This is a genomic window from Rosettibacter sp. KY25 (assembly GCF_057554405.1).
Genome location: NZ_BAAJAO010000009.1, coordinates 64,014 through 85,116, shown reverse-complemented (window position 1 = coordinate 85,116; position 21,103 = coordinate 64,014). Strand labels below are relative to the sequence as shown.

The following is a 21,103-nucleotide window of genomic DNA, read 5'->3' as shown; positions in this document are numbered from 1 at the left end:
ATTAATCATTATAATCAAGAATAATGCTTTTAGTTTGACCGCATGAACAGACAAACTTTATTTCCTTTACAACATCATTTGCATCTTTCTTCAAATAAATTTTAACGCCTTCAATATCATCCTCTTCAACTGTTACTTTAGTGTAACCTTTGATTTCAACATCAGAGGCTTTAATTAAATTGCCTGTATGAACTTTGTTTTTTGTAAAAATATCTTTCATTAAAGCTTCTTCAAATCGATTAGGCATGGCAAAGCACCTTATTTATTTGTTCTGGGATTTTTTCTAATGGTAAAACTGAATCTGCTAAACCTGCATCAACAACTGCCTTTGGCATTCCATAAACTACACACGATTCTTCATCCTGAGCAATTGCATAACCACCAACACTTTTCAGATACCTAACAGCTTCAAGACCATCTTTTCCCATTCCTGTCATTATTACTCCAAGCGTATGCTTTCCATAAAAGTCAACAACTGAACTCATCATTACATCAACTGAAGGTTTATGAATTGCATCAGCTGGTTCTTCTGTTATTTCTATTGCAGCATTTGTAAGATTAATTTTTTTCAATTTCATGTGGAAACCGCCAGGGGCAATATAAATTACTCCATTTTGAACTGCTTCGCCGTTTTCTGCTTCTTTAACAGATAAACTGCAAATTGAATTTAATCTATCTGCAAGCGACTTTGTAAACTTTGGAGGCATGTGCTGAACAATAAAAATTGGTACTCTAATATTTGACGATAACATTGGTAAAATTTTTTGTAAGGATAAAGGTCCTCCGGTTGATATTCCAATTGAAACAGCACGAAAATCATTTCTATTAATTTCTTTATGAGAAACCTGAACAGTTTTTTTCTTAAATAATTCTGAAGATTTAGCAAGTCGTTCTAATCTTTCTTTAAGAAATTTTTGACGATAAATTTCTTTTACTTTTGTAATTAAGTTGTCTTTAATCTTAGTAATGTTAACATTAACATAAGAAAGTTCTTTAGGAATAAAATCAACCGCACCTAATTCTAATGCTGTTAAAGTAGCTTCGGCACCTTCTGTTGTAAGAGAGCTTACCATTAAAACTGCGGTTGGTGCTTCTGCCATAATTTTTTTTAATGCAGTAAGCCCATCCATCACAGGCATTTCAATATCAAGAGTTATAATGTCAGGTTTTAATTTTTTTGCAAGTTCAACTCCTTCCTGACCATTTCGAGCAGTTCCAATTACTTTTATTTTATCATCGCTTTCAAGCATAAGAGAAAGAGATTTACGCATGAAAGCAGAATCATCTACTACCAGAACTGAAATATTATGCATTAATTCTTTTTTCCAGTTTGTTAAATAATTCGTTAATATCGAGTATTATAACAACTGTGCCATCTCCCATAATTGTAGAACCTGCAATGCCATCAATTTTCCCAAGATAATTTCCAAGTGACTTAATAACAACTTCCTGCTGGCCAACTAAGTCATCGACTTTTATTCCAAATCTCTTTTCAGCAACTCCAACTTCAACAATATATTGCCATTCAGTTTCTTTTTTATGACCATTTTCTGTGTTCTCTAAAAGTTCTTCTAATCCAATAATTGGTAAAATTGAATCTCTTAAATTAATTACTTCTTTTCCACGAACAGTTTCTATTTGATTTTTATTTACTCGAATTACTTCAATAACAGAATGAAGAGGAATAACGAGAGTTTGGTTGCAGGCTTTAACAATCATTCCAGAAATAATTGCAAGTGTTAGAGGAAGTCTTAAAATTATTTTTGTTCCTTTATCAACTTCAGATTCAACAGAAATAGTCCCTCTTAATTTTGCAACATTAGTTTTTACAACATCCATCCCAACTCCACGACCGGATACATTTGTTACAACTTCTGCTGTAGAAAATCCAGGATGGAAAATTAAATTATATGCTTCTTGTTTTGAGAGTTCTTTTGCTCTTTCAGCAGTAATAAATCCTTTACTGATTGCCTTCTCTTTAATTACTTCTGGGTCAATTCCTTTTCCATCATCTTCTATTTTTATTACAATATTATTTCCTTCATGTTCTGCAGATAAAATTACTGTCCCTTTTCTATTCTTTCCTTTTGCCAATCTTACTTCAGGTTTTTCAATTCCATGGTCAATTGCATTTCGAACAAGATGAACAAGCGGGTCATTTATTTCTTCAATTAAGTTTTTATCTACTTCTGTATCTTCTCCATAAATCTTAAGTTCAACTTCTTTTTCGAGTTCTTTGCATAAATCTCTTACAACTCTTGGAAATCTGTTAAACACTTTACCAATTTTAATCATTCTTAATTTCATAACAACAAGCTGAAGTTCGCTTGTCATCAAATCAATTTGTTTTGTTGCATCTGCCAAATCTTTAGCAATGTTTGAATTTTCAAATTCAAGGGCAACCTGACTATTTACCTGCATCAAACGGTTTCTTCCTAAAACTAATTCAGAAGCAATGTTCAATAATGCATCTAATCTTTCAACTTCAACACGAATTGTGTTATCTGTTTTTTTGGATTCAGCAGCTGAAGAAGATTTTGATGCAGAAATTTTTTCTTTTACAACAGTATCATTTGTTTCGGTTTTCTGGTTATTTTCTTCAACTTGATTTGATGGTGGTGCATTAACTTCTGTTCGATTTTCATCAGCAGAAACATTTCCCATGTTTTCTAATAACCCTGTCAAAACCTTAATAACATTATCTACATCAACATCTTCATTTTTTTCGTTCTCAATTTTTACAAGTAATTCTTTTATCGTATCATATCCTAAAATAATTCCATCCATCAAGTTAGAATTTAATTTTGCTTCTCCCTTTCGCAGTTTGTTTAAAATGTCTTCACATTTATGTGTAACTGCAGGTAACTTTTCGAGACCAAGAAAGCCAGAAGTTCCTTTAATTGTATGAAAGGAACGGAAGATTTGATTAAGCAGATCAAGGTCTTCCGGGCGTTTTTCAAGTTCTATTAAATCGACATTGAGATTTTCAAGAATTTCTTTTGTCTCCAGCAAAAAGCTGTCGACAATTTCTTTCATCTCAGGGTCGATTAACATCGGATTTTGAGCTGTACTTTCCATCATTTACCAAATAATTTATCTATTTCTTCCTGTGAAGTTTTATTATTTCCATTAATTAATTCATCTGCAATTTTCTGCATTTCATGATTGCGGTCATATTTTGCATTTGGATTAAAAGGCTTTTTGCTTTCATCATGTTCGCCTTCAAAGTGCGGAATCTGAAATCCATCTTGTTTGTTAAAATCAAACAATAACGACGAAAGTCGATTTTGAACAGAATGAATTAGATGATTAACTGATGCTAATTGTTGAGCTGTTATATCCTGCACCTGAAGTGAAATTGTAATATTTGTAATATCATTTTCGATTTTTTGAATTACATTTTCCAATCCTACTACTTTACTTTCAAGTTCGTCAATTACAAGTGCAGATTTTAATTCTTCAAGCCTGCCATTTAAACTTGGATATTCATTTATCAATTTATCCAAAGCTACTCTCTGATTAAAAAATCCATTCTTCATATCTTCAAGTTCATTCTTGATTTTAGTCATATCAGCAGACATTGAATCAACAATATCAAGAATTTCACTTGTAGCAATTTCAGTTGCATTTGTTACACTATTAATTTGATGAGCAGCTTTGGGCATTTTGCTGGTTGTATCTTGAATTGAGTTATTTACATTTTCAAGCAGCGGGACTATATCGGTCATAAAATCAATAATCTTTTTGAAAAGAGGAACAATCTTTTGACCGAAAATGAAGAACTGTTTTAAGTCCCCTAATTTCTGAAATACCTGTTCCATGCTTAATTGGTTTTCCATATTTAACTCCATTTTATGAGCTTGCTAAAATTTGTTCAATCTTCTCCCTTAAGATTTGAGGTGTAAATGGTTTAACAATATAATTATTCACTTTAGCTTGAAGAGCTTCGAGTATATCTTCTTTTAATCCTCTTGTTGTAACCATTAAAATTGGGAGAGATTGAGTTTTTTCGTTTGAGCGTATTGCTTTAACTAATTCAAGACCGGAAACTTCCGGCATATTCCAATCGGTTATAACAAAGTTGATTGAATCATCAGAATTTAACTTTGAGAGTGCCTCTTTGCCATCGGCAGCTTCAACAAAGTTATCATAACCGATTGATTTGAGGGAATTGGCTACAATTCTCCTCATTGTAACTGAGTCATCAACAACTAAGAATTTAAGTGCCATAGTTTTACTCCTAATTCAAATATTTTGAAACTTCGTATAAAACTCTTTTTGGGTCAAATGGTTTTATTAAATATGAATTAGCTCCGCATTCTAAACCTCTGTGAATATCTTCACTGTTACCTAATGAAGTCAGCACAATTATTGGCAAATCCTTATACTCTTCATTATTTCGGATAGAACGAATCAGCTCAAATCCATCTACATTTGGCATGTTTAAATCAGTGATTACTAAATCAATTTTATAGTTCGGCAATTTTTCTAAGGCTTCCATTCCATCCGAGCATGTTATGATCTCGTAACCTTTAACACTTAAGGCTACAGAAACAAATTTTCTAATTGTCGGAGAATCATCTGCAACTAATATTACCCGTTTCATTTTTTATTATTACTCCTTCTTATATCCGACAGTCTTAGGAAAACTCACAAGATTAAATGCTTTCGAAATACCCTGCAAAGTTTCAGAATAACCGATAAACAAATAGCCTCCTCTGTTTAATGAATTATATAAATGCGAAACCACCTTTATTTTCGAAGCATTATCGAAATAAATTAAGACATTGGCACAAAAAATTATGTCAAAATTGTACATTGTCTTCATCATAATATCATCATACAAATTGAGTATACTGAAAGAAACCAGTTTTTTCAATTCTGGTTTTATCTCAAAAGTATTACCATTTATTAAAAAATATTTTTTAAGGTAATACGGCGGGATATTGCGAACTGAATATTCTTTATAAATTCCGCTCTTAGCAGTTTCAATTACAGCTGAACTTATATCTGTTCCAATAATTTCTATTTCTATGTTTGGATATTTCGGCTTAACCAAATCATCAAAGACCATGGCAACCGAATATGCTTCTTCACCAGATGAACATGCTGCGCTCCAAACTCTAATTTTATTTTTCTTTTGTGAAATTTTGTTTTGAATTATTTCAGGAAATACTTTTGAAGCCAGTGCATCAAGTTGAGGTTGATTTCGAAAGAAGAATGTTTCATTTATTGTTATTGCTTCATAAAAATATTTCTTTTCTTCTGCATTTTTATTGCTCTTTAATAAGTTGAAATATTCTTCGTAAGTTTTTAATCCAAGAAACGAAATTCTCCTCTGTAAACGACTTTCGAGCAAATATTTTTTATTATCCTGAAAATAAATTCCTGTCAAATCATAAATATATTTTCGTATTTCCTGAAATAACTGAAGCGACATAGTCATCTGCTTCGGCAAGACATTGCTTAAGCTTTTACTTACATCAGAATAATTTAATTCAGTAAATTGGCTCATATCATTAATTATTTAGTGGAATTAATTTTTTTTCTTTGTTCAATAACTTCTTGAGCTCTATTTCTTACCATTTCATCTTCATCCTGTGCTAATCGAATTAATGCATCTGTAGATTCAGAATTATCAACCATTTCAAGTAATTCTATTAATCTTAATTTATTCCAGATATTTTCATCATTAATCATTGAATCAATAAACAGCAAAGCACTTTGCGGGTCAAGATTAAAAATAATTTCCATGCTTGCCCTTCTTACCTCTTCATCAGGATGATTTAAGAATTCACTCACTGCATGAATTACATTACGAATCATCATTAAAGAAATTTGGGATTGAACCTCAGAACTCATTACATACGAAATAATTGATAACAACAAGTTCAAAATATGAACAACATTTTCCGGCTTTTCGTTAAGAATGCGGGGCATCTCTTCAAAGACAAAATTTATATTGTTTGCTGCTTTAGAACGAATAATTTCATCAAGTTCATAATCTTCACCAAGAAATCTTAAGCTTGCAAGCAAAATGTCTTTATCATTAAATACATTTATCAGCGAGAGAGCAATTTTTTTATGTTCTGCATTTCCTTCTCTTAATGTATACATTAATAAACTTTTCATCTTATCATCAAAAGGAATATCAAGATTATATTTTTCTTTCAACAAAAAGATGGAGGTAATAAGTGGCCAAACAAGTGGTCCATGAACATTTAAGATTTGTTCAAGAAGGAAAAAATATGTGTTTACATCTCCAATGTAACCAAGACTTTCAAGAATTGAATATTTAGTTAATTCATCCTCAGAATTAAATTTAGAAATAAGAAAATCAAGAGCTTTTTGAGAACCAATTTTTCCTAAAGCTTCTACAATTGTGGGTTTATATAATTCATTTCTCTCATAGAAAAGAAGCAGTATATCCACAGCATCTTCATAACGAATATTTCCAAGTGCTTCTATGCAAGCAAGTATAACATTATCATTATCTGTTGTGCTTAAAATCTCTATAATGTGATTTACTGCTCGTGGATTTGCAATAATACCAAGCAAATCTATGATAAACTTTTTATCATCATCATTTCTATCGTGATTATAATCAATCAATGCATCGATGGATAAATCTCCAAGTTTTGCTAAAATTTCTCCAGCAAGATTTCTAATTGATATATCTGGAGAAGAAACATAATGGACAAGATGCGCTGGTGCATCTTCAGGCATATGATTCAATAGCACCATTGTAGCAGCATTACGCACTCCTTTATCTTCGTGAGATATTAGAGAGCAAATTTGAGGGGTATACTTTTTTACATCTGCATCACCATTTAATGCATATAACACATCAATTATTTCATCACTTGAATGTTTTTCTAATTCATTAAAAAAATTTTCATTGATAGAAATGTCATTCATATAAAACCATCATTAGTTTTTGATTAACTTTCAAGTTATGTGCCGTTGTTATTTTTACAAAAAATCTGATTAAAAATATTTTTTAATCTTTGTTTATGAATAATATTAGCCAAATGATAATAATCATCCACTTAGATTATCGAAAAGTTCTTGAAAAGATTTAGAACGAATTGATTATATTGAAAGCCAAAAAAAGAATTTTAGATAATCATTTAAATTAAAGAAAATGAAATCTCTTTCGATAATAAACTACGAAGTAAAATGTTTTATGAATTGAAGTCTATTTTGAATAAATAAATTTTTATAATGACACAATACAGCAATTATAAATCGAACAATCCAGAAAATGCAAAGCCCAATATAAAAGGCTTGCACACTTTGTATTTGTTATTAAATGCTTTCGATATTGGTTTTTTAGTTAGCGACAAGTTAGGTTCTATAATTTATTCAAACACTTCCCTGCTTAAAATTTTGGGAATTAATTATGAAGATATTCATTCGAAAGACATAAATGAGTTTATTGATTATCTCAATGAAAATTGTTTGAATGATTTAGGAAATATTAGTTTATTAAAAAATTTATCCGAAGATGAAGAAAAAAATTTAAGTCTTATCTTAAGCTGTAAAGAAAATCATTTCATAAAATTTTCTTCTTATCCTTTATCTGCTTTTGGCTTTCCATATAGAATATGGCTTTTTATAGATTATACTGATAAAGTCGCAGGTGGAATCACAATTAAATTTGATGTTCCTTCAAAAGTCAAAGAAGAAGATTTAGAAGAACTAATTAAAAAACTTCAAGAAGAAAATTCAGAGCTTGAAAAACAGATTGAAAAACTAACTCAAGATAAATCTTCAAAAGAAAAATTCATTTCAGTTATTGCTCATGATTTAAAAAGCCCATTTCAAGGTTTGCTTGGAATTTTTGATATAATTACAGAAACATTTGATGAACTTACAACTGACGAGCTTAAAAAATATCTTGGATATGCAAAATCATCAGTAAAAAATTTATATCAGCTTATTGAAGAATTATTGCAATGGTCACGCATTGCACTTGGAACAGTTCAGTTCAATCCGACCAAATGCAATTTATATCAGGAAATGGTTAACGTGATTAATTTAAATAAAAACTTGCTCGACAATAAGAAGTTAACAGTTATTAATTACCTTAAAGAAAATCTTGATGCTTATGCTGATGAAGTGATGGTTAATACAATTTTCAGAAATTTATTATCAAATGCAATTAAGTATTCAAAGAGAGGCGGCACAATTATAATTGATGCAGAAAGACAAGAAGATTTTATTCAAGTATCTTTTACTGACCATGGTATTGGAATGGATAGAGAAATTCAAGAAAAATTATTTAAACTTGGCGAACAGGTTACAATGCTCGGCACAGAAAATGAGACAGGTACCGGATTGGGATTAATTTTATGCAAAGAAATGGTTGAATTAAACGGCGGTAAAATCTGGTTTGAAAGCGAACCAGGCAAAGGTTCAACATTTTATATAACACTTCCAAAAGCAAAATAGTAAAAAATTATGGAAAGGGAACAGACAGTAAAAGCAAAAAAATACGAATCAAATATTCATGCTGATAACTCTTCAGAGTTATTCCATTTTATCTTTGAAAATTCTGGACAGGCTTTTGCTGTTCTGCAAAATGATATAATTGTAATGAGCAATCCTGCCTTCAAAAAATTATTTGGATTTGATAAAAACGATTCAATTAATGGGAAATCAATTTTAGAATTTATTAATCAATCAAATCACAATAATTTCAAAAAAATTTTAGCAAATACTTACAATAACAACTTGCCTTTTGAATTCAACCATATCAAAGGAAAACGAAAGGACGGAACAGAGTTTGAATTAAAAATTGATATTACACCTTATCAATTAAACAATGAAAAATATTTAATAACATCATTTCAAGATGTAACCGAGAAAAAGAAAATTCTTGAACAGGTAAATAAATTATCAAGAATTGTAGATCAAAGTTCTTCAATTATTATAATTACAGATTTAGAAGGAAAAATTGAATATACAAATCCCAAGTTTACAGAAGTAACAGGTTACTTCTTTGAAGAAGTTCGTGGCAAAAAAATGAACTTCTTAAAATCAGGCTACACACCAGACCATGAATATGAAGAATTATGGAAAAGAATTTTATCAGGCAAAGAATGGCGTGGTGAGTTCAAAAACAGAAAGAAAAATGGCGAGTTCTATTGGGAATCTGCAACAATCTCTCCAATCAAAAATGATGAAGGTGAAATAACTCATTTTCTTGCAATTAAAGAAGATATTACAGAAAAGAAAGAAATGGAGTTTGAATTAAAACGAGCTCTTGACAGTGCTGAAGAAGCAAGCAGATTAAAATCAACTTTGCTTTCAAATATGAGTCATGAACTTCGAACTCCATTAACTGGAATCATTGGTTTTGCAAGTTTATTGAGAGATGAATTAAATAATGCTGAACATGTTGATATTGTTGATAAAATACTTAAATCTGGCAAACGGCTTTTAGTTACACTAAATTCAATACTCAACTTATCTGAAATTGAATCTGGCACATTCCCGATTAATATTACAGAATTTAATCTCGCTTCTTACACAAAATATTTCTTAACAAATTACGATAAAACAGCTGCAGAAAAATCTCTTTCATTCAATATAGAAATTCAAGATGAAGGAATTTGTGCAGTTGGTGATGAAAATCTTTATAAACAAATTCTACTTCACATTGTTGATAATGCTTTCAAATTTACCCCTGCAGGAAGTGTAAGAATTGTTGTAACATCAAATCAGGATTCAAATAACCTTCAGGCAGTTGTGAAAGTAATTGACACAGGAATTGGAATTGCAAAAGAAGACCAAACAAAAATATTCAGAGAATTCAGACAACTCAGCGAAGGGATTCGAAGAAATTTTGAAGGAAGCGGTTTAGGATTAGCAGTTGCAAAGAAAATGGCTAAGTTGATGAATGGAGATATTACAGTTGAAAGTGAACTTGGGAAAGGTTCTACATTTAGTATAATTTTACCTGGAGTAAAAATTCAGAAAAGTGATGATATTAGTCAGAAAAAAAGATTGAAACCAATTTCAGAAAGAAAATCAAAAGAGACAAAGCTTAATCGAAAACCAAAAATATTAAGCATCGAAGATAATTTACTTAATGCAGAATTAGTCTCCCTCTTTCTACGCGATATTTGTAATGTAGACAGTGCTCATAATTATTCGCAGGCAATGGAAAAAATTAAAAATAACAAATATGAAGCTGTTCTTGTTGATATAAATCTTGGTAATGGACCAAGTGGAATTGATTTTGCAAAAGAAATTAGAAAATATCATGCATACAAAAATACGCCGCTAATTGCTATCACTGGATATGCATTATTAAGAGATGAGAAAAAATTATTAAATGACGGATTTGATTATTACCTTGCCAAACCTTACGACAAAGAAGACCTGATTGATATTTTGATGCAGGCAATAAAATTCGAAAAAGAAAGCTAAACTTGAATTTATCATTTCAATTATTCATCACATAATTACTTGATTTGACTTTAGGAGGGAGGACCGCATTTTCATACGGTCCTTTATTTGAAATTTCAGGGCAATAATTTTTTGGGGCACTTTATTATCGATAAAAAACTTAAAAACTTTAGATTGGAAATTACAAGCAGATTAACTTTGATTAATCTGTTTTGTAACTTCAATTCCAAGTTGTTCCATTCTATAACGCAGCTTAGAACGAGACAATCCTAAAATTTTTGCAGCTTTAACTTGATTGCCATTTGTAATCTTGAGTGTCTTTTGAATTAATGCCTTAACAACCTGATCCATTTTAATTCCTTTGGAAGGAATTTGAAGTATAAATTGGTCGCTTGAATCTTCAACATTACTTTTGCTGTCAAGCAAGAAACTGAAATGATGTTCACTCAAAACATTATCTTCGCATAAGAGAACAACTCTTTCCATAACATTTCTTAATTCTCTGATATTTCCTTTCCAGTGATAAGATTTAAGAAGTTCAAGTGCACCAGAATCAATTCCTGTTATTTCTTTATTAAACTTCTGATTAAACTCTTTTAGAAATGAATAAGCTATATATGGAATATCTTCTTTTCTTTCTCTTAATGGAGGGATATAAATTTTTACAACATTTAATCTGTAAAATAGATCTTCTCTAAAATTCCCTTTTGCAACTTCTTCTTCGAGATTTCGATTTGTTGCTGCAAGAACTCTCACATTGACACTAATTTCTTTTTCGCCTCCAAGCCTGTAAAACTTTCTTTCCTGAAGAACACGCAAAAGTTTTACTTGCATATCAAGACTTAATTCGCCAATTTCATCCAGCAATAAAGTTCCATTATTTGCCAGTTCAAATTTTCCAAGTTTAGTTTTTTGAGAAGCTCCTGTGAAAGCTCCTTTTTCATGACCAAACAACTCGCTTTCTGCTAATTCTCTTGGAATCGTTGCACAATTTATTGTAATAAATGGTGCATTGTTGCGAGGACTTTTTTGATGAATATATTTTGCAAAAACTTCTTTGCCGGTGCCACTTTCACCTTCAAGCAAAATAGTTGTATCTGGACTTTTAGCTAATTTTTCAACTGAATGAAGTAGTCTTTGAATTTTAGTGCTTCTTCCAAAAAAGTCTGGAGTTAATTCATCCTCCATCAATAAAGAATGAAGTCTGTCTACTTCTGATTTCAATCTAACATTTTCAATTGCTTTATCAAGTACAATAAGCAATTGGTCTAAGTCAATTGGTTTAAGAAGAAAATCAAATGCACCTAATTTAATTGATGTTACAGCCATCTTAATATCAGCATAACCTGTAATCATAATTACAGGAATAGAAGTATATTCTTTTTTGATAGCCTTAAGAAGGTCAATTCCATTATGTGTAGTTAAATATATATCAAGCAGAATTACGTCTGGTTGAAATTCATTAATGTATGCTTTGGCTTCGTTTGCATCAAGACATGTTTGAACTTCGAAATTTTGCTTCGTTAATACTTTCTTCAAAGAAGAAGAAACTAAATCATCATCATCAATTATTAATACTTTCGGATTCATAGCTTTCAATTATCGTTTGTAATTATTGAATTAAACTTTACAAAAAATTTTGAACCTTTTCCGTACTCTGATTCAAAATATAATTCAGCATTGATTTCATCAAGTAATCTCTTGCAAACTGTCAAACCTACACCTGTACCTTTATCTTTGCTTGTAAAAAATCCTGCTAAGATTTTTTCTTTATCTTCTGGTTTTATACCGCATCCAAAATCTTGAACTTCCCACAAAACAATATTTCTATCATTATCTCTTTTAGTTCTGACTATAACATTGCCTCTGTCATACGATGCTTCTATTGCATTATTAATCAAATTAATAAACACCTGAAGCAATTTATTTTCGTTTGCATGTATTGAAGGAATTGTTTCATCTAGTTCTTTAATTATTTTAATTCCTCTTTTAGATGCTGTAATGCTTACAATTTCTATTGTTCTATTCGTAATTGTATTAATTGATATAGGTTTTTTTGCATCTGACGACTTGCGTGTAAAATCAAGTATGTCGCTGATAATAAAATTTATTCTTTCGAATGCTTCAAGTGAAGATGTAATTGATTCTTGAATTTCTGATGATAATTCATTCTCAAACATTTTCATGTAATCAAGATTTAACTTGATTACTGTAAGCGGATTTCGAATCTCATGCAATAAACCTGCAGTTAGTTTACCCAAAATCGTAAGCTTATTGTTCTGAACAAAATCTTCCAATTTCTTGATATGAATCTTTTATATGTTGTAAAATTGTTGCGCTAAAAATACAAAAAGATTTTTTATTTATTAAGTAGTGTAATGATTATTATTTTAGATTACAGAAAGGAAATTTCGAGAATCTAAATATTCCTTCATCATTAATAGACATTTTATCAAATTGTTTTTCAATTTATTGTTGTGTCAAACTTATTTTCTAAAATGATTATTCCTAAAATAATCTATTGTTTTTTTCAAACCTTCTATTAAAGAATTTTCAGGATGAAAGTTTAATTGTTCCACTGTTTCTTTTATTGATGCTACACTATGCTTAATATCTCCTTTTCGTTCTTCTTCATAAACAATTTGGCTTTTACTGTTTGTCAGTTTTATAATTTCTTTTGCAATTTCATTTATCGAAATTGATTTGCCAAGTGCAACATTAAAAACTCCCGATACCTTATCGTTCTTTGCTGCAAGCAAATTTGCTTTTACAACATCTTTGACATAAATAAAATCCCTTGTTTGTGTTCCATCACCAAATATTGTTACTGGTTCATCAGCTAATGCTTTCTTAATAAAAATAGGAATTGCAGCAGCATATTGACTGTTTGGATTTTGTCGTGGTCCAAAAACATTAAAATACCTTAACGAAACAGTTCCTAATCCATATTCTTTGTTATACATTTTCAAATAATATTCACCTTCGAGTTTTGTAATGCCATAAGGAGATTTGGGATCAGGTATCGAATTTATTGTTTTTGGCAATTCTTCATTATCGCCATAAACTGCGGCTGAACTGCTGAATACAACTTTTTTTACTTTGTAATGTCTTGCTGCTTCAAGAATATTCAGCAATCCAATTATATTTATTTCAACACATTCATAAGGTTTTTCAATTGATTCAGGAACAGAAACAAGTGCAGCTAAGTGATGAACATAATCTGCATCTTGAAGCACATCAAATACTAATGACTTATCTGTAACACTTCCTTTGTGAAAAATTACACCATTAAGATTTTCTAAATTCGATAAGAAGCCAGAGCGTAAATTATCTATCACATGAACTTCTGCTCCATCATTAATCCATTGTTCTGCAATGTGACTCCCAATGAAGCCCGCTCCACCTGTTACAACTACTTTCGTTTTTTTCATTATTTCATCATTGATAATTTTTTATTTTGATATACCAGCTACTCGAGTCTTCCAGAATTTTGCTGCTTCTCTTAATAAATGAATGAATATCTTCTATATCGCTTTCATTTAATTGAGCTAAATCGTAAATCTGTTCAGTAGCAGTTTTAATAAATTCATCATTTGAATCAGCTTTGAATATTTTAATCAGATTTCTTATGAGAACATTATCAGGATTAACTTCTAAAATCTTTTTCTGTGGTGCTAAATTTTTGTTCGTAATTCTCAATATTTTTTGCATTGTGTTTGTTAATTCATTATCCTTCAATACAAGACATGCTGCACTATCAACTAATCTTTTTGATTCAACAACATCTTCAATTTTATCTCCAAGTATCTTTTTCATTTTTGCAAGCAGACTGCTGAAGTGTTTTTTATCGTCACTGCTTAATTCTTCTATCTCTTTTTTAGTTTCTGTTACAGATTTGAATTCTTCTAATTTTTTTGTATCAACTGTTTCAACAGATTTAAAATCATAATCTTTATATTTTCCCAAAGAAGTTAAAATCAATTCATCAACAGGGTCGTACAAATAAAGAACTTCAAGATTTTTGTTTTTAAAAATTTCCATGTGAGGGTCAGAATCAATAGCATTTCTATTTACACCGCTTGCGTAATAAATTTCTTTTTGATTTTCCAATTTTCTATTAACATAATCTTCAAGTGAAATTAATTCATCTTCATCTTTGCACTTTGAGGAATTAAATCTCAAAAGTTCTATGTATTTATCTTTATTGCTGAAATCTGTATAACCAAGTTTGAAGACTTTACCATGTTCTTTCCAGAATTTATTATAACCTTCTCTATCGTTCTTCGCTTTCTCAAGCAGATAACTCAAAACTGTTGTTGTAACACTCGAAGCAATTTTATTGAAAATTACATTTTCCTGAAGTGTTTCTCTTGAAATGTTCAGAGGCAAGTCTTCTGAATCAACTACACCTTTTACAAAGCTCAAATATTCTGGAAGTAAATCTTTATTTTTATGTTGAATTAAAACTCTTCGGACATATAAATCCAATCCATAATTTTCTCTGTCAATCCAGAAATATTCACTGCTTTTCTTTGGAATGAATAACAAAGCATTAAATTGAATTGGTGCATCGATAGATTTATGTATTACATCTGCAGGCTCTTCTGAATCATAAGTTAAAAATTTATAGAACTCATCATATTGTTCTTTTTTAATTGAACTTTTTGGCTCGCGCCAGATTGCACTTATTGTGTTGATTCTTTCATTGCCAATAAAAATTGGATATGAAATAAAGTTAGAATGTTTTTTAATGATTGATTCAAGTCGCCACTTTTCCGCAAATTCTAATGCATCATCTTTCAAAAAAATTTCAACACTTGTTCCACGAGGAATTTTTTCTTCCAATGTGGAAATTTCATATTCACCTAAACCATCAGATTTCCATTGCACGGGTTCATCATCAGGACGATATGATTTTGTTTTTATTACAACTTCTTTTGCTACCATAAAAACAGAATAAAATCCAATTCCAAATTTTCCGATAAGATTTGTTGCTTCAGCCTTAGCTTCAGAGAGGATTTTCAAAAATTCTTCCGTTCCTGATTTTGCAATTGTTCCAATATTTGAAATGAGTTCATCACGACTCATTCCAATGCCGGTATCAGTTACAATTAATTTTTTGTTCTTTTCGTCATTTATAATTTTTATTTCGAGTGGAAGGTCTTTATCAACAATTGGAGTTCCACGATTCGATTCAAAACGGAGTTTATCAAGAGCATCCGATGCATTCGAAATTAATTCTCTTAAAAATATTTCTCTGCTCGTATAAAGTGAATGAACAAGAATATCTAAAAGTTTTTTTACTTCAGCTTTAAATTCATATTTCTTTGCGGTTGCGGTTTCACTCATAAATCCTCCGGATAATTACACATTTCAGCACCGCAAAAATAAAGAGGTTTATTTATTGCAGCAATTAATGAAGTTTATTTTGATTTGTTATCTTTAGAAGATTCATCTTCGCCGCTTAAAGCTTTTTTGAAGGATTTTATTCCTTCTCCCAAGCCTTTCATAAGTTCAGGAATTTTCTTTGCACCAAATAATAATACAAGAACAAAAATTATAAGAATTATTTCTGTTGCTCCAAGATTACCCATTTCATCCTCAAATTTTCATAAGAAAAATATAAAATTAATTTACTAATCCAAAATTTATCTCTTCCTGAATAATTCAAAAAGTGCGATAGAAACCATTATATAAAAACATAAATACATTAAAAAAGAAGAAGCAGCTGCAAGATAAACAAAGTTTTTATTGACAAATCTCATTAACCAAATTGAACCAAATGTAACAACTATTGAAATTAGCGGCTCAATCATAAGAAATAATTTCCATCTTTCTTTTATTCTTGAATAGAAATAAAATATTAGTCCAACTGAAAGGAAAATAAAAGATAACCCAAGCACATGATTGTGTGTAGTTAATAACATTTCGGAGATAGGTTTTGGATAATTTTCAATAATATCTTCAGATTTTATTTCATCTCCATTAAATCTTGCAACTGCCCCTTTTGGAGTTAATGAAGTTGTATGTTTCAAAAAAGTTAATCCTGTTGAAACACCAATTGTAATTACAAGCAGATAAACAATAAAAAATATTTTAAGCGATTTATTTTGATTAAAATTCATAATTCATCTTTAATATATGAATAAAGCTTTGATAATTTTTTAATTCCTGTTGAAACAGAATTTGCAGAAATTGTAGCTCCACTAATCGAGCTGATGTCATCTCCAGTTTTAAATTTTGAAGATGCATCTTTCCCTTTGAATTGATTTAACCAATTTTTTTCCTGAACAGCATTACCATAAGATTCTCGATATTTAATTATTTCTGTATCAAGTATTTTCCCATTCAAATCAAAAATTACCAGAAAAGTAATTGGAAGAGATTTCCCATAAACATCATCAAGAAAAGCAGTAGCTATGTGTTTATTATTATCATAAATTTTCCATATATAAACATAATTTCTTATGAATCTTTGACGGCATTCTTGTTCAATTTTATTTTTAAGTTCTGGAGCAATATCATATTTAAGAAATTCTGTTTTTACATTATTTCCAAAAATATTTATTAATAATTTTTCACAATCTTCTTTTATACCAAGATTTAACAAAAGAAAAAGTATTGAGAGAAAAATTTTCATAACAGCACCTTAATTAAAACATATATCCCATACCGATATTTAATAATTTTACTTTTTCGTTTCCCAATTCACGAGTTCTAATTCCATAATCGAACTTAAACACAATGTTATCAAGTGGTTTGATAGAGATGCCTGCCATCCAATAAGTGAAATGATTTCTTTTTTCGGAATCACCACCTGTTCTAGTTTTTGCTGCTGTGTTGTAATCAGAAAAACGAACAAAGGGAATTACTTTTGTTTGCCAATTAAGTAATTCAGAAATATTGTAACCTAAATCGACATAATAACCTTCCGAGCGCTGCAAATTATATTTTTCATAATTTATAACTCCATATTCAAATGCAGCATCAATGGTATTAGATTGATATCTTGCATGCAATTCATACAAATAAATTTTATTTGAAGAAGTATCTCCATAAGCTTTATTATAAGTAAATGATCCACCAATCTTCAAATTCATAAAACCAAGATAATCTACCCTGAGATTATAAAGTGGATTTTTTGCATCTGATTTAAAACCTTTCCTTCTGCCGTCTCTTATTGCATTTGATTCACTAAATTTATCACTGTTTAATCCTTCCATAATTGTCAATTTATAATCAAAAGAATTTATTCTTCCGTAAACAGCCATCCCGTTGCCAAACCATGTTGTTGGAATAATTCTTGTGTTGTAATCAGGTCTTTCTACTCCAAAAAATGTAGGCGGTTCATGAATTTCATTAATCAAACCAACTGAAGGAAGAATAACTCCAAATTGAAATCCCAACCAATCACTATAATGATAATTTATGTAAGCCTGTTCTATTTCTAATTCACCTGCATCTTCCTCAACATAATTATGTTCTAATTCAACTTCGGAATGGAAAGACCAGTTATCATCCCAAGTAAAACCAATAAAAGTTACAAAACGATGAAAATCAAGGATTTGTTTGATTGGCTTATTAGCAGCCTTTTCCTGATTAAAATGAAGTTCACCATACGCATGTATTGAACTTTCAAATTTATAATTATCAGTTTGGGAATAAAGAACACTTGAAATTAAAATAAATAATAATGAATTAATAACTGTTAATGTATTTTTCATATTAACCTCATTTTGTTAAAGAAAATAATATTTATTTAGACCAAATCTAAATTATTTATTATAATTTGTCAACAAGTGAATCAGATTTTTTAATTTTTTTAATTCTTTAGATAGGACTTATTTTTTCTGAAAGTTTAATGCGGCAGAATTGATACAATACCTTAATCCAGTGGGTTTAGGTCCATCATCAAATACATGACCTAAGTGTCCTCCACAATTTTTACATAAAACCTCAAGACGGTGCATCCCAAAGCTGTAATCATCTTGAATGATAATTTTTTCTTTATCTATTACATCATAAAAACTTGGCCAACCGCAGAATGAGTGAAATTTTGTTTCTGAATCAAATAATTCTTCTCCACAACCTGCACATCTATAAATCCCCTCTTCAAAAAAATTCCAGTATTTACCTGAAAAAGGTCTTTCAGTTCCTTTTTCCCTTAAAATATGATATTGCTCAGGAGTTAATTTTTCTTTCCATTCATTTTCTGATTTCATTTTATCATTGCTTTAATTTTGTTATAAAATTCTTCTGCTTCTTCCAAAGATGAAAAATATCCAACTCTTACACGATACCAGATTCCTCTTTGAGGAATATTTACCTTAACCATAAATGCTTGATATCCCATATTTTTTAATTTATTAACTTCTCTTTCTGCTTTTTGATTTTCTTTCCAGGATGAAACTTGGATACAAAATTTTTTGCCATCAGTAAAAATTGTTTTATAAACTAATTGCTCTGTATTAAAATCATAATCCTCTTCATTTTGGTTTAATTCCGATGTTGGCTTAAAAGTCTTTACAATACTGCTATCCAGATTTTTTGATTCTATAATTTCATTTTTTATGGCAGAAGGGAAATATTCTTTCCCCTGTTTATTTTCTTTCTTTTGTCTTTTTAAAAAATCAATACACCTTTCAAATAGAGTTGAATAAGTTTTGCTTGTATCAATTATATGAACATTATTTTCACTTACTATCTGCAAAGGCTTAAATGCATCGCCAACAATTTTTAAATTTTTATCGTAATACAAATTTCCAACAATATTAACTTTTCTTGAAATCGTATCAAGTAAAGTTTGTGTTTTTATATAAACTATTTCTTTATTAATCTCTTTTATAAATTTTGGTTGATTGTAATAAGTAATCATAAGTGCGGAGATAATATTTTTATCCTGCTTGATGCTTGAAGTATCTAAATAGATTTCTTTATCATCAAGACTAATAACTTTATCCCACTTTCTTAGAATTATTTGAGCATCGATTGATAAATTAAAAGTCGATACTAAAATTAATAGACCAGCACAAAAAAATTTTTTCATAAAATATTTAATTCAATAATCAATTATAAGATAAATTATTTCGGATAAAAATAAAATTCATTTTATAAAAGTTATGGAAGAGTTAATAAATACATTACAATTATTTTTCGATAAAATTTTTTATTTAATTGTTCACAAATTCAGATTTCTTGACAATCATACATTGATGTATTAATTTGCGCACAAATTTTTTGAAAATTAATGCTTACTGAATTCGGTAAAATTCTGATATTCATATTATTTGCTGCAATATTTGTAATAATTACACTATTTGTAGCAAAAATCATAAGGCCTAACAGACCGACGCATGAAAAATTAAAAATTTATGAATGCGGCGAAAACCCAGAAGGCTCACCTTGGGTTAAGTTTAATATTCGATTTTATGTAGTCGCATTGATTTTTTTAATCTTTGATGTTGAAGTTGTTCTTCTTTTTCCATGGGCTTTAATTTATAAAGATTATGGAATCTACGGTTTTCTTGCAGGAATAATCTTTTTGCTTCTTTTAATTTTGGGAATGGCTTATGAATGGAGAAAAGGAGATTTGGAATGGGCAAGACCACAGCCAAAACCCCCTATCCTTGAAGATCTTTTAAATAACAAAAATCAAGTTTAATTTATGGGCTTACTCGATAAAGAATTCTCTGATGGGAATATAGTAATCACTAAAGTAGAAGATTTATTTAATTGGGCTCGGCTTTCTTCAATTTGGCAGCTTGGATTTGGACTTGCATGCTGTGCAATTGAAATGATGGCAACTTCAGCTTCACATTATGACTTTGATAGATTTGGTGTTATTCCTCGAAATACACCGAGACAGGCAGATGCTATAATTATTTCCGGCACAGTTACACTTAAAATGGCTCTTCGTATTAAAAGATTATACGAACAAATGCCTGAACCAAAATATATTATTTCAATGGGAAGCTGCGCTAATTGCGGAGGACCATACTGGGAACATGGCTATCATGTCTTAAAAGGTGTGGACAGAGTTATTCCTGTTGATGTTTATGTACCTGGTTGCCCGCCACGACCCGAAGCTTTATTAGAAGGATTATTAAAATTGCAGGAAAAAATTAAAAACGAATCATTAATGAAAAAATCTGTATGAAAACCGCTGAAGAAATTTTTGAGATATTAAAAAAAGAATTTGGTGAAGCAATTATTTCAATTGAGAAAGACCTTCCTACTGAACCAATAATTTCTGTTAATCCTTTTGAAATAAAAAAAGTTTGCTTGTTCCTTCGCGATAATGAAGAATTGAAATTTGACAGCTTGATGGTCTTATCCGGTGTTGATGATGCAAATGGTGAAAAAATCAAAGAAGAAGATGGAAGTATAACTATTAAAGGCGGAACATTAAGTGTTTATTATCATTTATATTCAATCCCTCTTAAGCATAAAGTTACATTAAAAGTTTCAACACCAAGAGAAAATCCTCAAGTAGAATCTGTTGAATCAGTCTGGAAATGTGCAGATTGGCATGAGCGCGAAGCTTATGATATGTTTGGAATCATCTTCTTAAATCATCCCGATTTAAGAAGAATTCTTATGCCTTATGACTGGGAAGCTGGTTATCCATTAAGAAAAGATTATAAAAATCCTGAATTTTATCAGGGGATGAAAGTTCCTTATTAAATTG

General features: G+C 30.0%; 23 protein-coding genes. 5 read left to right on the top strand and 18 right to left on the bottom strand.

Annotation, left to right across the window (positions count from 1 at the left end; translation table 11 throughout):
* Position 1: 1 nt before the first annotated feature.
* From AC27L2_RS07275 to AC27L2_RS07240, 8 genes are all read right to left on the bottom strand, one after another.
* The gene (locus AC27L2_RS07275) at positions 2–247 is read right to left on the bottom strand and encodes a hypothetical protein (RefSeq protein ID WP_487211059.1); all 246 of its coding nucleotides are present in this window, start codon (positions 245–247) and stop codon (positions 2–4) included.
* A complete protein-coding gene (locus AC27L2_RS07270; protein ID WP_487211058.1) occupies positions 240–1,313 on the bottom strand; it encodes a protein-glutamate methylesterase/protein-glutamine glutaminase in 1,074 nt (357 codons plus the stop codon). Before AC27L2_RS07270 ends, AC27L2_RS07275 begins: the two co-directional genes overlap by 8 nt.
* A complete protein-coding gene (locus AC27L2_RS07265) occupies positions 1,306–3,078 on the bottom strand; it encodes a chemotaxis protein CheA (RefSeq protein ID WP_487211057.1) in 1,773 nt (590 codons plus the stop codon). Before AC27L2_RS07265 ends, AC27L2_RS07270 begins: the two co-directional genes overlap by 8 nt.
* A complete protein-coding gene (locus AC27L2_RS07260; RefSeq protein WP_487211056.1) occupies positions 3,078–3,839 on the bottom strand; it encodes a protein phosphatase CheZ in 762 nt (253 codons plus the stop codon). The genes AC27L2_RS07265 and AC27L2_RS07260 overlap by 1 nt, the downstream gene beginning before the upstream one ends.
* Before the next feature lie 13 nt (positions 3,840–3,852).
* Positions 3,853–4,230, bottom strand: coding sequence for a response regulator (locus tag AC27L2_RS07255; protein WP_353677141.1), 378 nt, complete (start codon positions 4,228–4,230; stop codon positions 3,853–3,855).
* A gap of 10 nt (positions 4,231–4,240) precedes the next feature.
* Complete coding sequence (locus AC27L2_RS07250; protein ID WP_487211055.1) at positions 4,241–4,606, bottom strand: response regulator; 366 nt, start codon at positions 4,604–4,606, stop codon at positions 4,241–4,243.
* 9 nt (positions 4,607–4,615) lie between these two features.
* Positions 4,616–5,440 (bottom strand): CheR family methyltransferase, encoded by an 825-nt coding sequence (locus tag AC27L2_RS07245; RefSeq protein WP_487211054.1) that lies wholly within the window; start codon positions 5,438–5,440, stop codon positions 4,616–4,618.
* A gap of 83 nt (positions 5,441–5,523) precedes the next feature.
* Positions 5,524–6,918: a HEAT repeat domain-containing protein gene (locus AC27L2_RS07240; protein WP_487211053.1), complete on the bottom strand. Its 1,395-nt coding sequence runs from the start codon at positions 6,916–6,918 to the stop codon at positions 5,524–5,526.
* Between the two features lie 306 nt (positions 6,919–7,224).
* Between AC27L2_RS07240 and AC27L2_RS07235 the strand changes: the two genes are divergently transcribed.
* Both AC27L2_RS07235 and AC27L2_RS07230 read left to right on the top strand, forming a co-directional pair.
* On the top strand, positions 7,225–8,454 hold the full coding sequence (locus AC27L2_RS07235) for a sensor histidine kinase (RefSeq protein ID WP_487211052.1): 1,230 nt from the start codon (positions 7,225–7,227) through the stop codon (positions 8,452–8,454).
* 9 nt (positions 8,455–8,463) lie between these two features.
* Positions 8,464–10,437, top strand: coding sequence for a PAS domain S-box protein (locus tag AC27L2_RS07230; protein ID WP_487211051.1), 1,974 nt, complete (start codon positions 8,464–8,466; stop codon positions 10,435–10,437).
* 171 nt (positions 10,438–10,608) lie between these two features.
* Here AC27L2_RS07230 and AC27L2_RS07225 read toward each other — a convergent pair whose 3' ends face one another.
* The 10 genes from AC27L2_RS07225 to AC27L2_RS07180 form a co-directional block, all read right to left on the bottom strand.
* Positions 10,609–12,006, bottom strand: a complete 1,398-nt coding sequence (locus AC27L2_RS07225) for a sigma-54-dependent transcriptional regulator (RefSeq protein ID WP_487211050.1) — start codon at positions 12,004–12,006, stop codon at positions 10,609–10,611.
* 5 nt (positions 12,007–12,011) lie between these two features.
* On the bottom strand, positions 12,012–12,677 hold the full coding sequence (locus AC27L2_RS07220) for a sensor histidine kinase (protein WP_487211049.1): 666 nt from the start codon (positions 12,675–12,677) through the stop codon (positions 12,012–12,014).
* A 225-nt stretch (positions 12,678–12,902) separates the two neighbouring features.
* A complete protein-coding gene (locus AC27L2_RS07215; protein ID WP_487211048.1) occupies positions 12,903–13,847 on the bottom strand; it encodes an SDR family oxidoreductase in 945 nt (314 codons plus the stop codon).
* 7 nt (positions 13,848–13,854) lie between these two features.
* Positions 13,855–15,765 (bottom strand): molecular chaperone HtpG, encoded by a 1,911-nt coding sequence (gene htpG, locus AC27L2_RS07210; protein WP_487211047.1) that lies wholly within the window; start codon positions 15,763–15,765, stop codon positions 13,855–13,857.
* Positions 15,766–15,839: 74 nt separating this feature from the next.
* Positions 15,840–16,010, bottom strand: a complete 171-nt coding sequence (gene tatA / locus AC27L2_RS07205) for a twin-arginine translocase TatA/TatE family subunit (protein ID WP_487211046.1) — start codon at positions 16,008–16,010, stop codon at positions 15,840–15,842.
* A 54-nt stretch (positions 16,011–16,064) separates the two neighbouring features.
* Complete coding sequence (locus AC27L2_RS07200; RefSeq protein WP_487211045.1) at positions 16,065–16,541, bottom strand: hypothetical protein; 477 nt, start codon at positions 16,539–16,541, stop codon at positions 16,065–16,067.
* The gene (locus AC27L2_RS07195; protein WP_487211044.1) at positions 16,538–17,056 is read right to left on the bottom strand and encodes an FMN-binding protein; all 519 of its coding nucleotides are present in this window, start codon (positions 17,054–17,056) and stop codon (positions 16,538–16,540) included. Before AC27L2_RS07195 ends, AC27L2_RS07200 begins: the two co-directional genes overlap by 4 nt.
* Before the next feature lie 13 nt (positions 17,057–17,069).
* Positions 17,070–18,140 (bottom strand): hypothetical protein, encoded by a 1,071-nt coding sequence (locus AC27L2_RS07190; protein ID WP_487211043.1) that lies wholly within the window; start codon positions 18,138–18,140, stop codon positions 17,070–17,072.
* A 117-nt stretch (positions 18,141–18,257) separates the two neighbouring features.
* Complete coding sequence (gene msrB / locus AC27L2_RS07185; protein WP_487211042.1) at positions 18,258–18,638, bottom strand: peptide-methionine (R)-S-oxide reductase MsrB; 381 nt, start codon at positions 18,636–18,638, stop codon at positions 18,258–18,260.
* The gene (locus AC27L2_RS07180) at positions 18,635–19,462 is read right to left on the bottom strand and encodes an SPOR domain-containing protein (RefSeq protein ID WP_487211040.1); all 828 of its coding nucleotides are present in this window, start codon (positions 19,460–19,462) and stop codon (positions 18,635–18,637) included. Before AC27L2_RS07180 ends, msrB begins: the two co-directional genes overlap by 4 nt.
* A gap of 201 nt (positions 19,463–19,663) precedes the next feature.
* Here AC27L2_RS07180 and AC27L2_RS07175 point away from each other — a divergent pair, with 201 nt between their 5' ends.
* The 3 genes from AC27L2_RS07175 to AC27L2_RS07165 are packed head-to-tail and all read left to right on the top strand — an operon-like array spanning position 19,664 to position 21,099.
* Positions 19,664–20,077, top strand: a complete 414-nt coding sequence (locus tag AC27L2_RS07175) for an NADH-quinone oxidoreductase subunit A (RefSeq protein WP_487211039.1) — start codon at positions 19,664–19,666, stop codon at positions 20,075–20,077.
* Between the two features lie 3 nt (positions 20,078–20,080).
* Positions 20,081–20,572: an NADH-quinone oxidoreductase subunit B gene (locus AC27L2_RS07170; RefSeq protein ID WP_487211038.1), complete on the top strand. Its 492-nt coding sequence runs from the start codon at positions 20,081–20,083 to the stop codon at positions 20,570–20,572.
* A complete protein-coding gene (locus AC27L2_RS07165) occupies positions 20,569–21,099 on the top strand; it encodes an NADH-quinone oxidoreductase subunit C (RefSeq protein WP_487211037.1) in 531 nt (176 codons plus the stop codon). Before AC27L2_RS07170 ends, AC27L2_RS07165 begins: the two co-directional genes overlap by 4 nt.
* Positions 21,100–21,103 lie beyond the last annotated feature (4 nt).

Excerpts from the sequence above, each read along its gene's own strand:
- AC27L2_RS07245 (WP_487211054.1), bottom strand. The coding sequence starts at position 5,440 with ATGTCGCTTCAGTTATTTCAGGAAATACGAAAATATATTTATGATTTG.
- htpG (WP_487211047.1), bottom strand. The coding sequence starts at position 15,765 with ATGAGTGAAACCGCAACCGCAAAGAAATATGAATTTAAAGCTGAAGTA.
- AC27L2_RS07260 (WP_487211056.1), bottom strand. The coding sequence starts at position 3,839 with ATGGAAAACCAATTAAGCATGGAACAGGTATTTCAGAAATTAGGGGAC.
- AC27L2_RS07255 (WP_353677141.1), bottom strand. The coding sequence starts at position 4,230 with ATGGCACTTAAATTCTTAGTTGTTGATGACTCAGTTACAATGAGGAGA.
- AC27L2_RS07180 (WP_487211040.1), bottom strand. The coding sequence starts at position 19,462 with ATGAAAAAATTTTTTTGTGCTGGTCTATTAATTTTAGTATCGACTTTT.
- AC27L2_RS07235 (WP_487211052.1), top strand. The coding sequence starts at position 7,225 with ATGACACAATACAGCAATTATAAATCGAACAATCCAGAAAATGCAAAG.
- AC27L2_RS07215 (WP_487211048.1), bottom strand. The coding sequence starts at position 13,847 with ATGAAAAAAACGAAAGTAGTTGTAACAGGTGGAGCGGGCTTCATTGGG.
- AC27L2_RS07165 (WP_487211037.1), top strand. The coding sequence starts at position 20,569 with ATGAAAACCGCTGAAGAAATTTTTGAGATATTAAAAAAAGAATTTGGT.
- AC27L2_RS07195 (WP_487211044.1), bottom strand. The coding sequence starts at position 17,056 with ATGAAAATTTTTCTCTCAATACTTTTTCTTTTGTTAAATCTTGGTATA.
- AC27L2_RS07175 (WP_487211039.1), top strand. The coding sequence starts at position 19,664 with ATGCTTACTGAATTCGGTAAAATTCTGATATTCATATTATTTGCTGCA.
- AC27L2_RS07170 (WP_487211038.1), top strand. The coding sequence starts at position 20,081 with ATGGGCTTACTCGATAAAGAATTCTCTGATGGGAATATAGTAATCACT.
- AC27L2_RS07275 (WP_487211059.1), bottom strand. The coding sequence starts at position 247 with ATGCCTAATCGATTTGAAGAAGCTTTAATGAAAGATATTTTTACAAAA.
- msrB (WP_487211042.1), bottom strand. The coding sequence starts at position 18,638 with ATGAAATCAGAAAATGAATGGAAAGAAAAATTAACTCCTGAGCAATAT.
- AC27L2_RS07190 (WP_487211043.1), bottom strand. The coding sequence starts at position 18,140 with ATGAAAAATACATTAACAGTTATTAATTCATTATTATTTATTTTAATT.
- AC27L2_RS07230 (WP_487211051.1), top strand. The coding sequence starts at position 8,464 with ATGGAAAGGGAACAGACAGTAAAAGCAAAAAAATACGAATCAAATATT.
- AC27L2_RS07225 (WP_487211050.1), bottom strand. The coding sequence starts at position 12,006 with ATGAATCCGAAAGTATTAATAATTGATGATGATGATTTAGTTTCTTCT.
- AC27L2_RS07270 (WP_487211058.1), bottom strand. The coding sequence starts at position 1,313 with ATGCATAATATTTCAGTTCTGGTAGTAGATGATTCTGCTTTCATGCGT.
- AC27L2_RS07240 (WP_487211053.1), bottom strand. The coding sequence starts at position 6,918 with ATGAATGACATTTCTATCAATGAAAATTTTTTTAATGAATTAGAAAAA.
- AC27L2_RS07200 (WP_487211045.1), bottom strand. The coding sequence starts at position 16,541 with ATGAATTTTAATCAAAATAAATCGCTTAAAATATTTTTTATTGTTTAT.
- tatA (WP_487211046.1), bottom strand. The coding sequence starts at position 16,010 with ATGGGTAATCTTGGAGCAACAGAAATAATTCTTATAATTTTTGTTCTT.
- AC27L2_RS07250 (WP_487211055.1), bottom strand. The coding sequence starts at position 4,606 with ATGAAACGGGTAATATTAGTTGCAGATGATTCTCCGACAATTAGAAAA.
- AC27L2_RS07265 (WP_487211057.1), bottom strand. The coding sequence starts at position 3,078 with ATGGAAAGTACAGCTCAAAATCCGATGTTAATCGACCCTGAGATGAAA.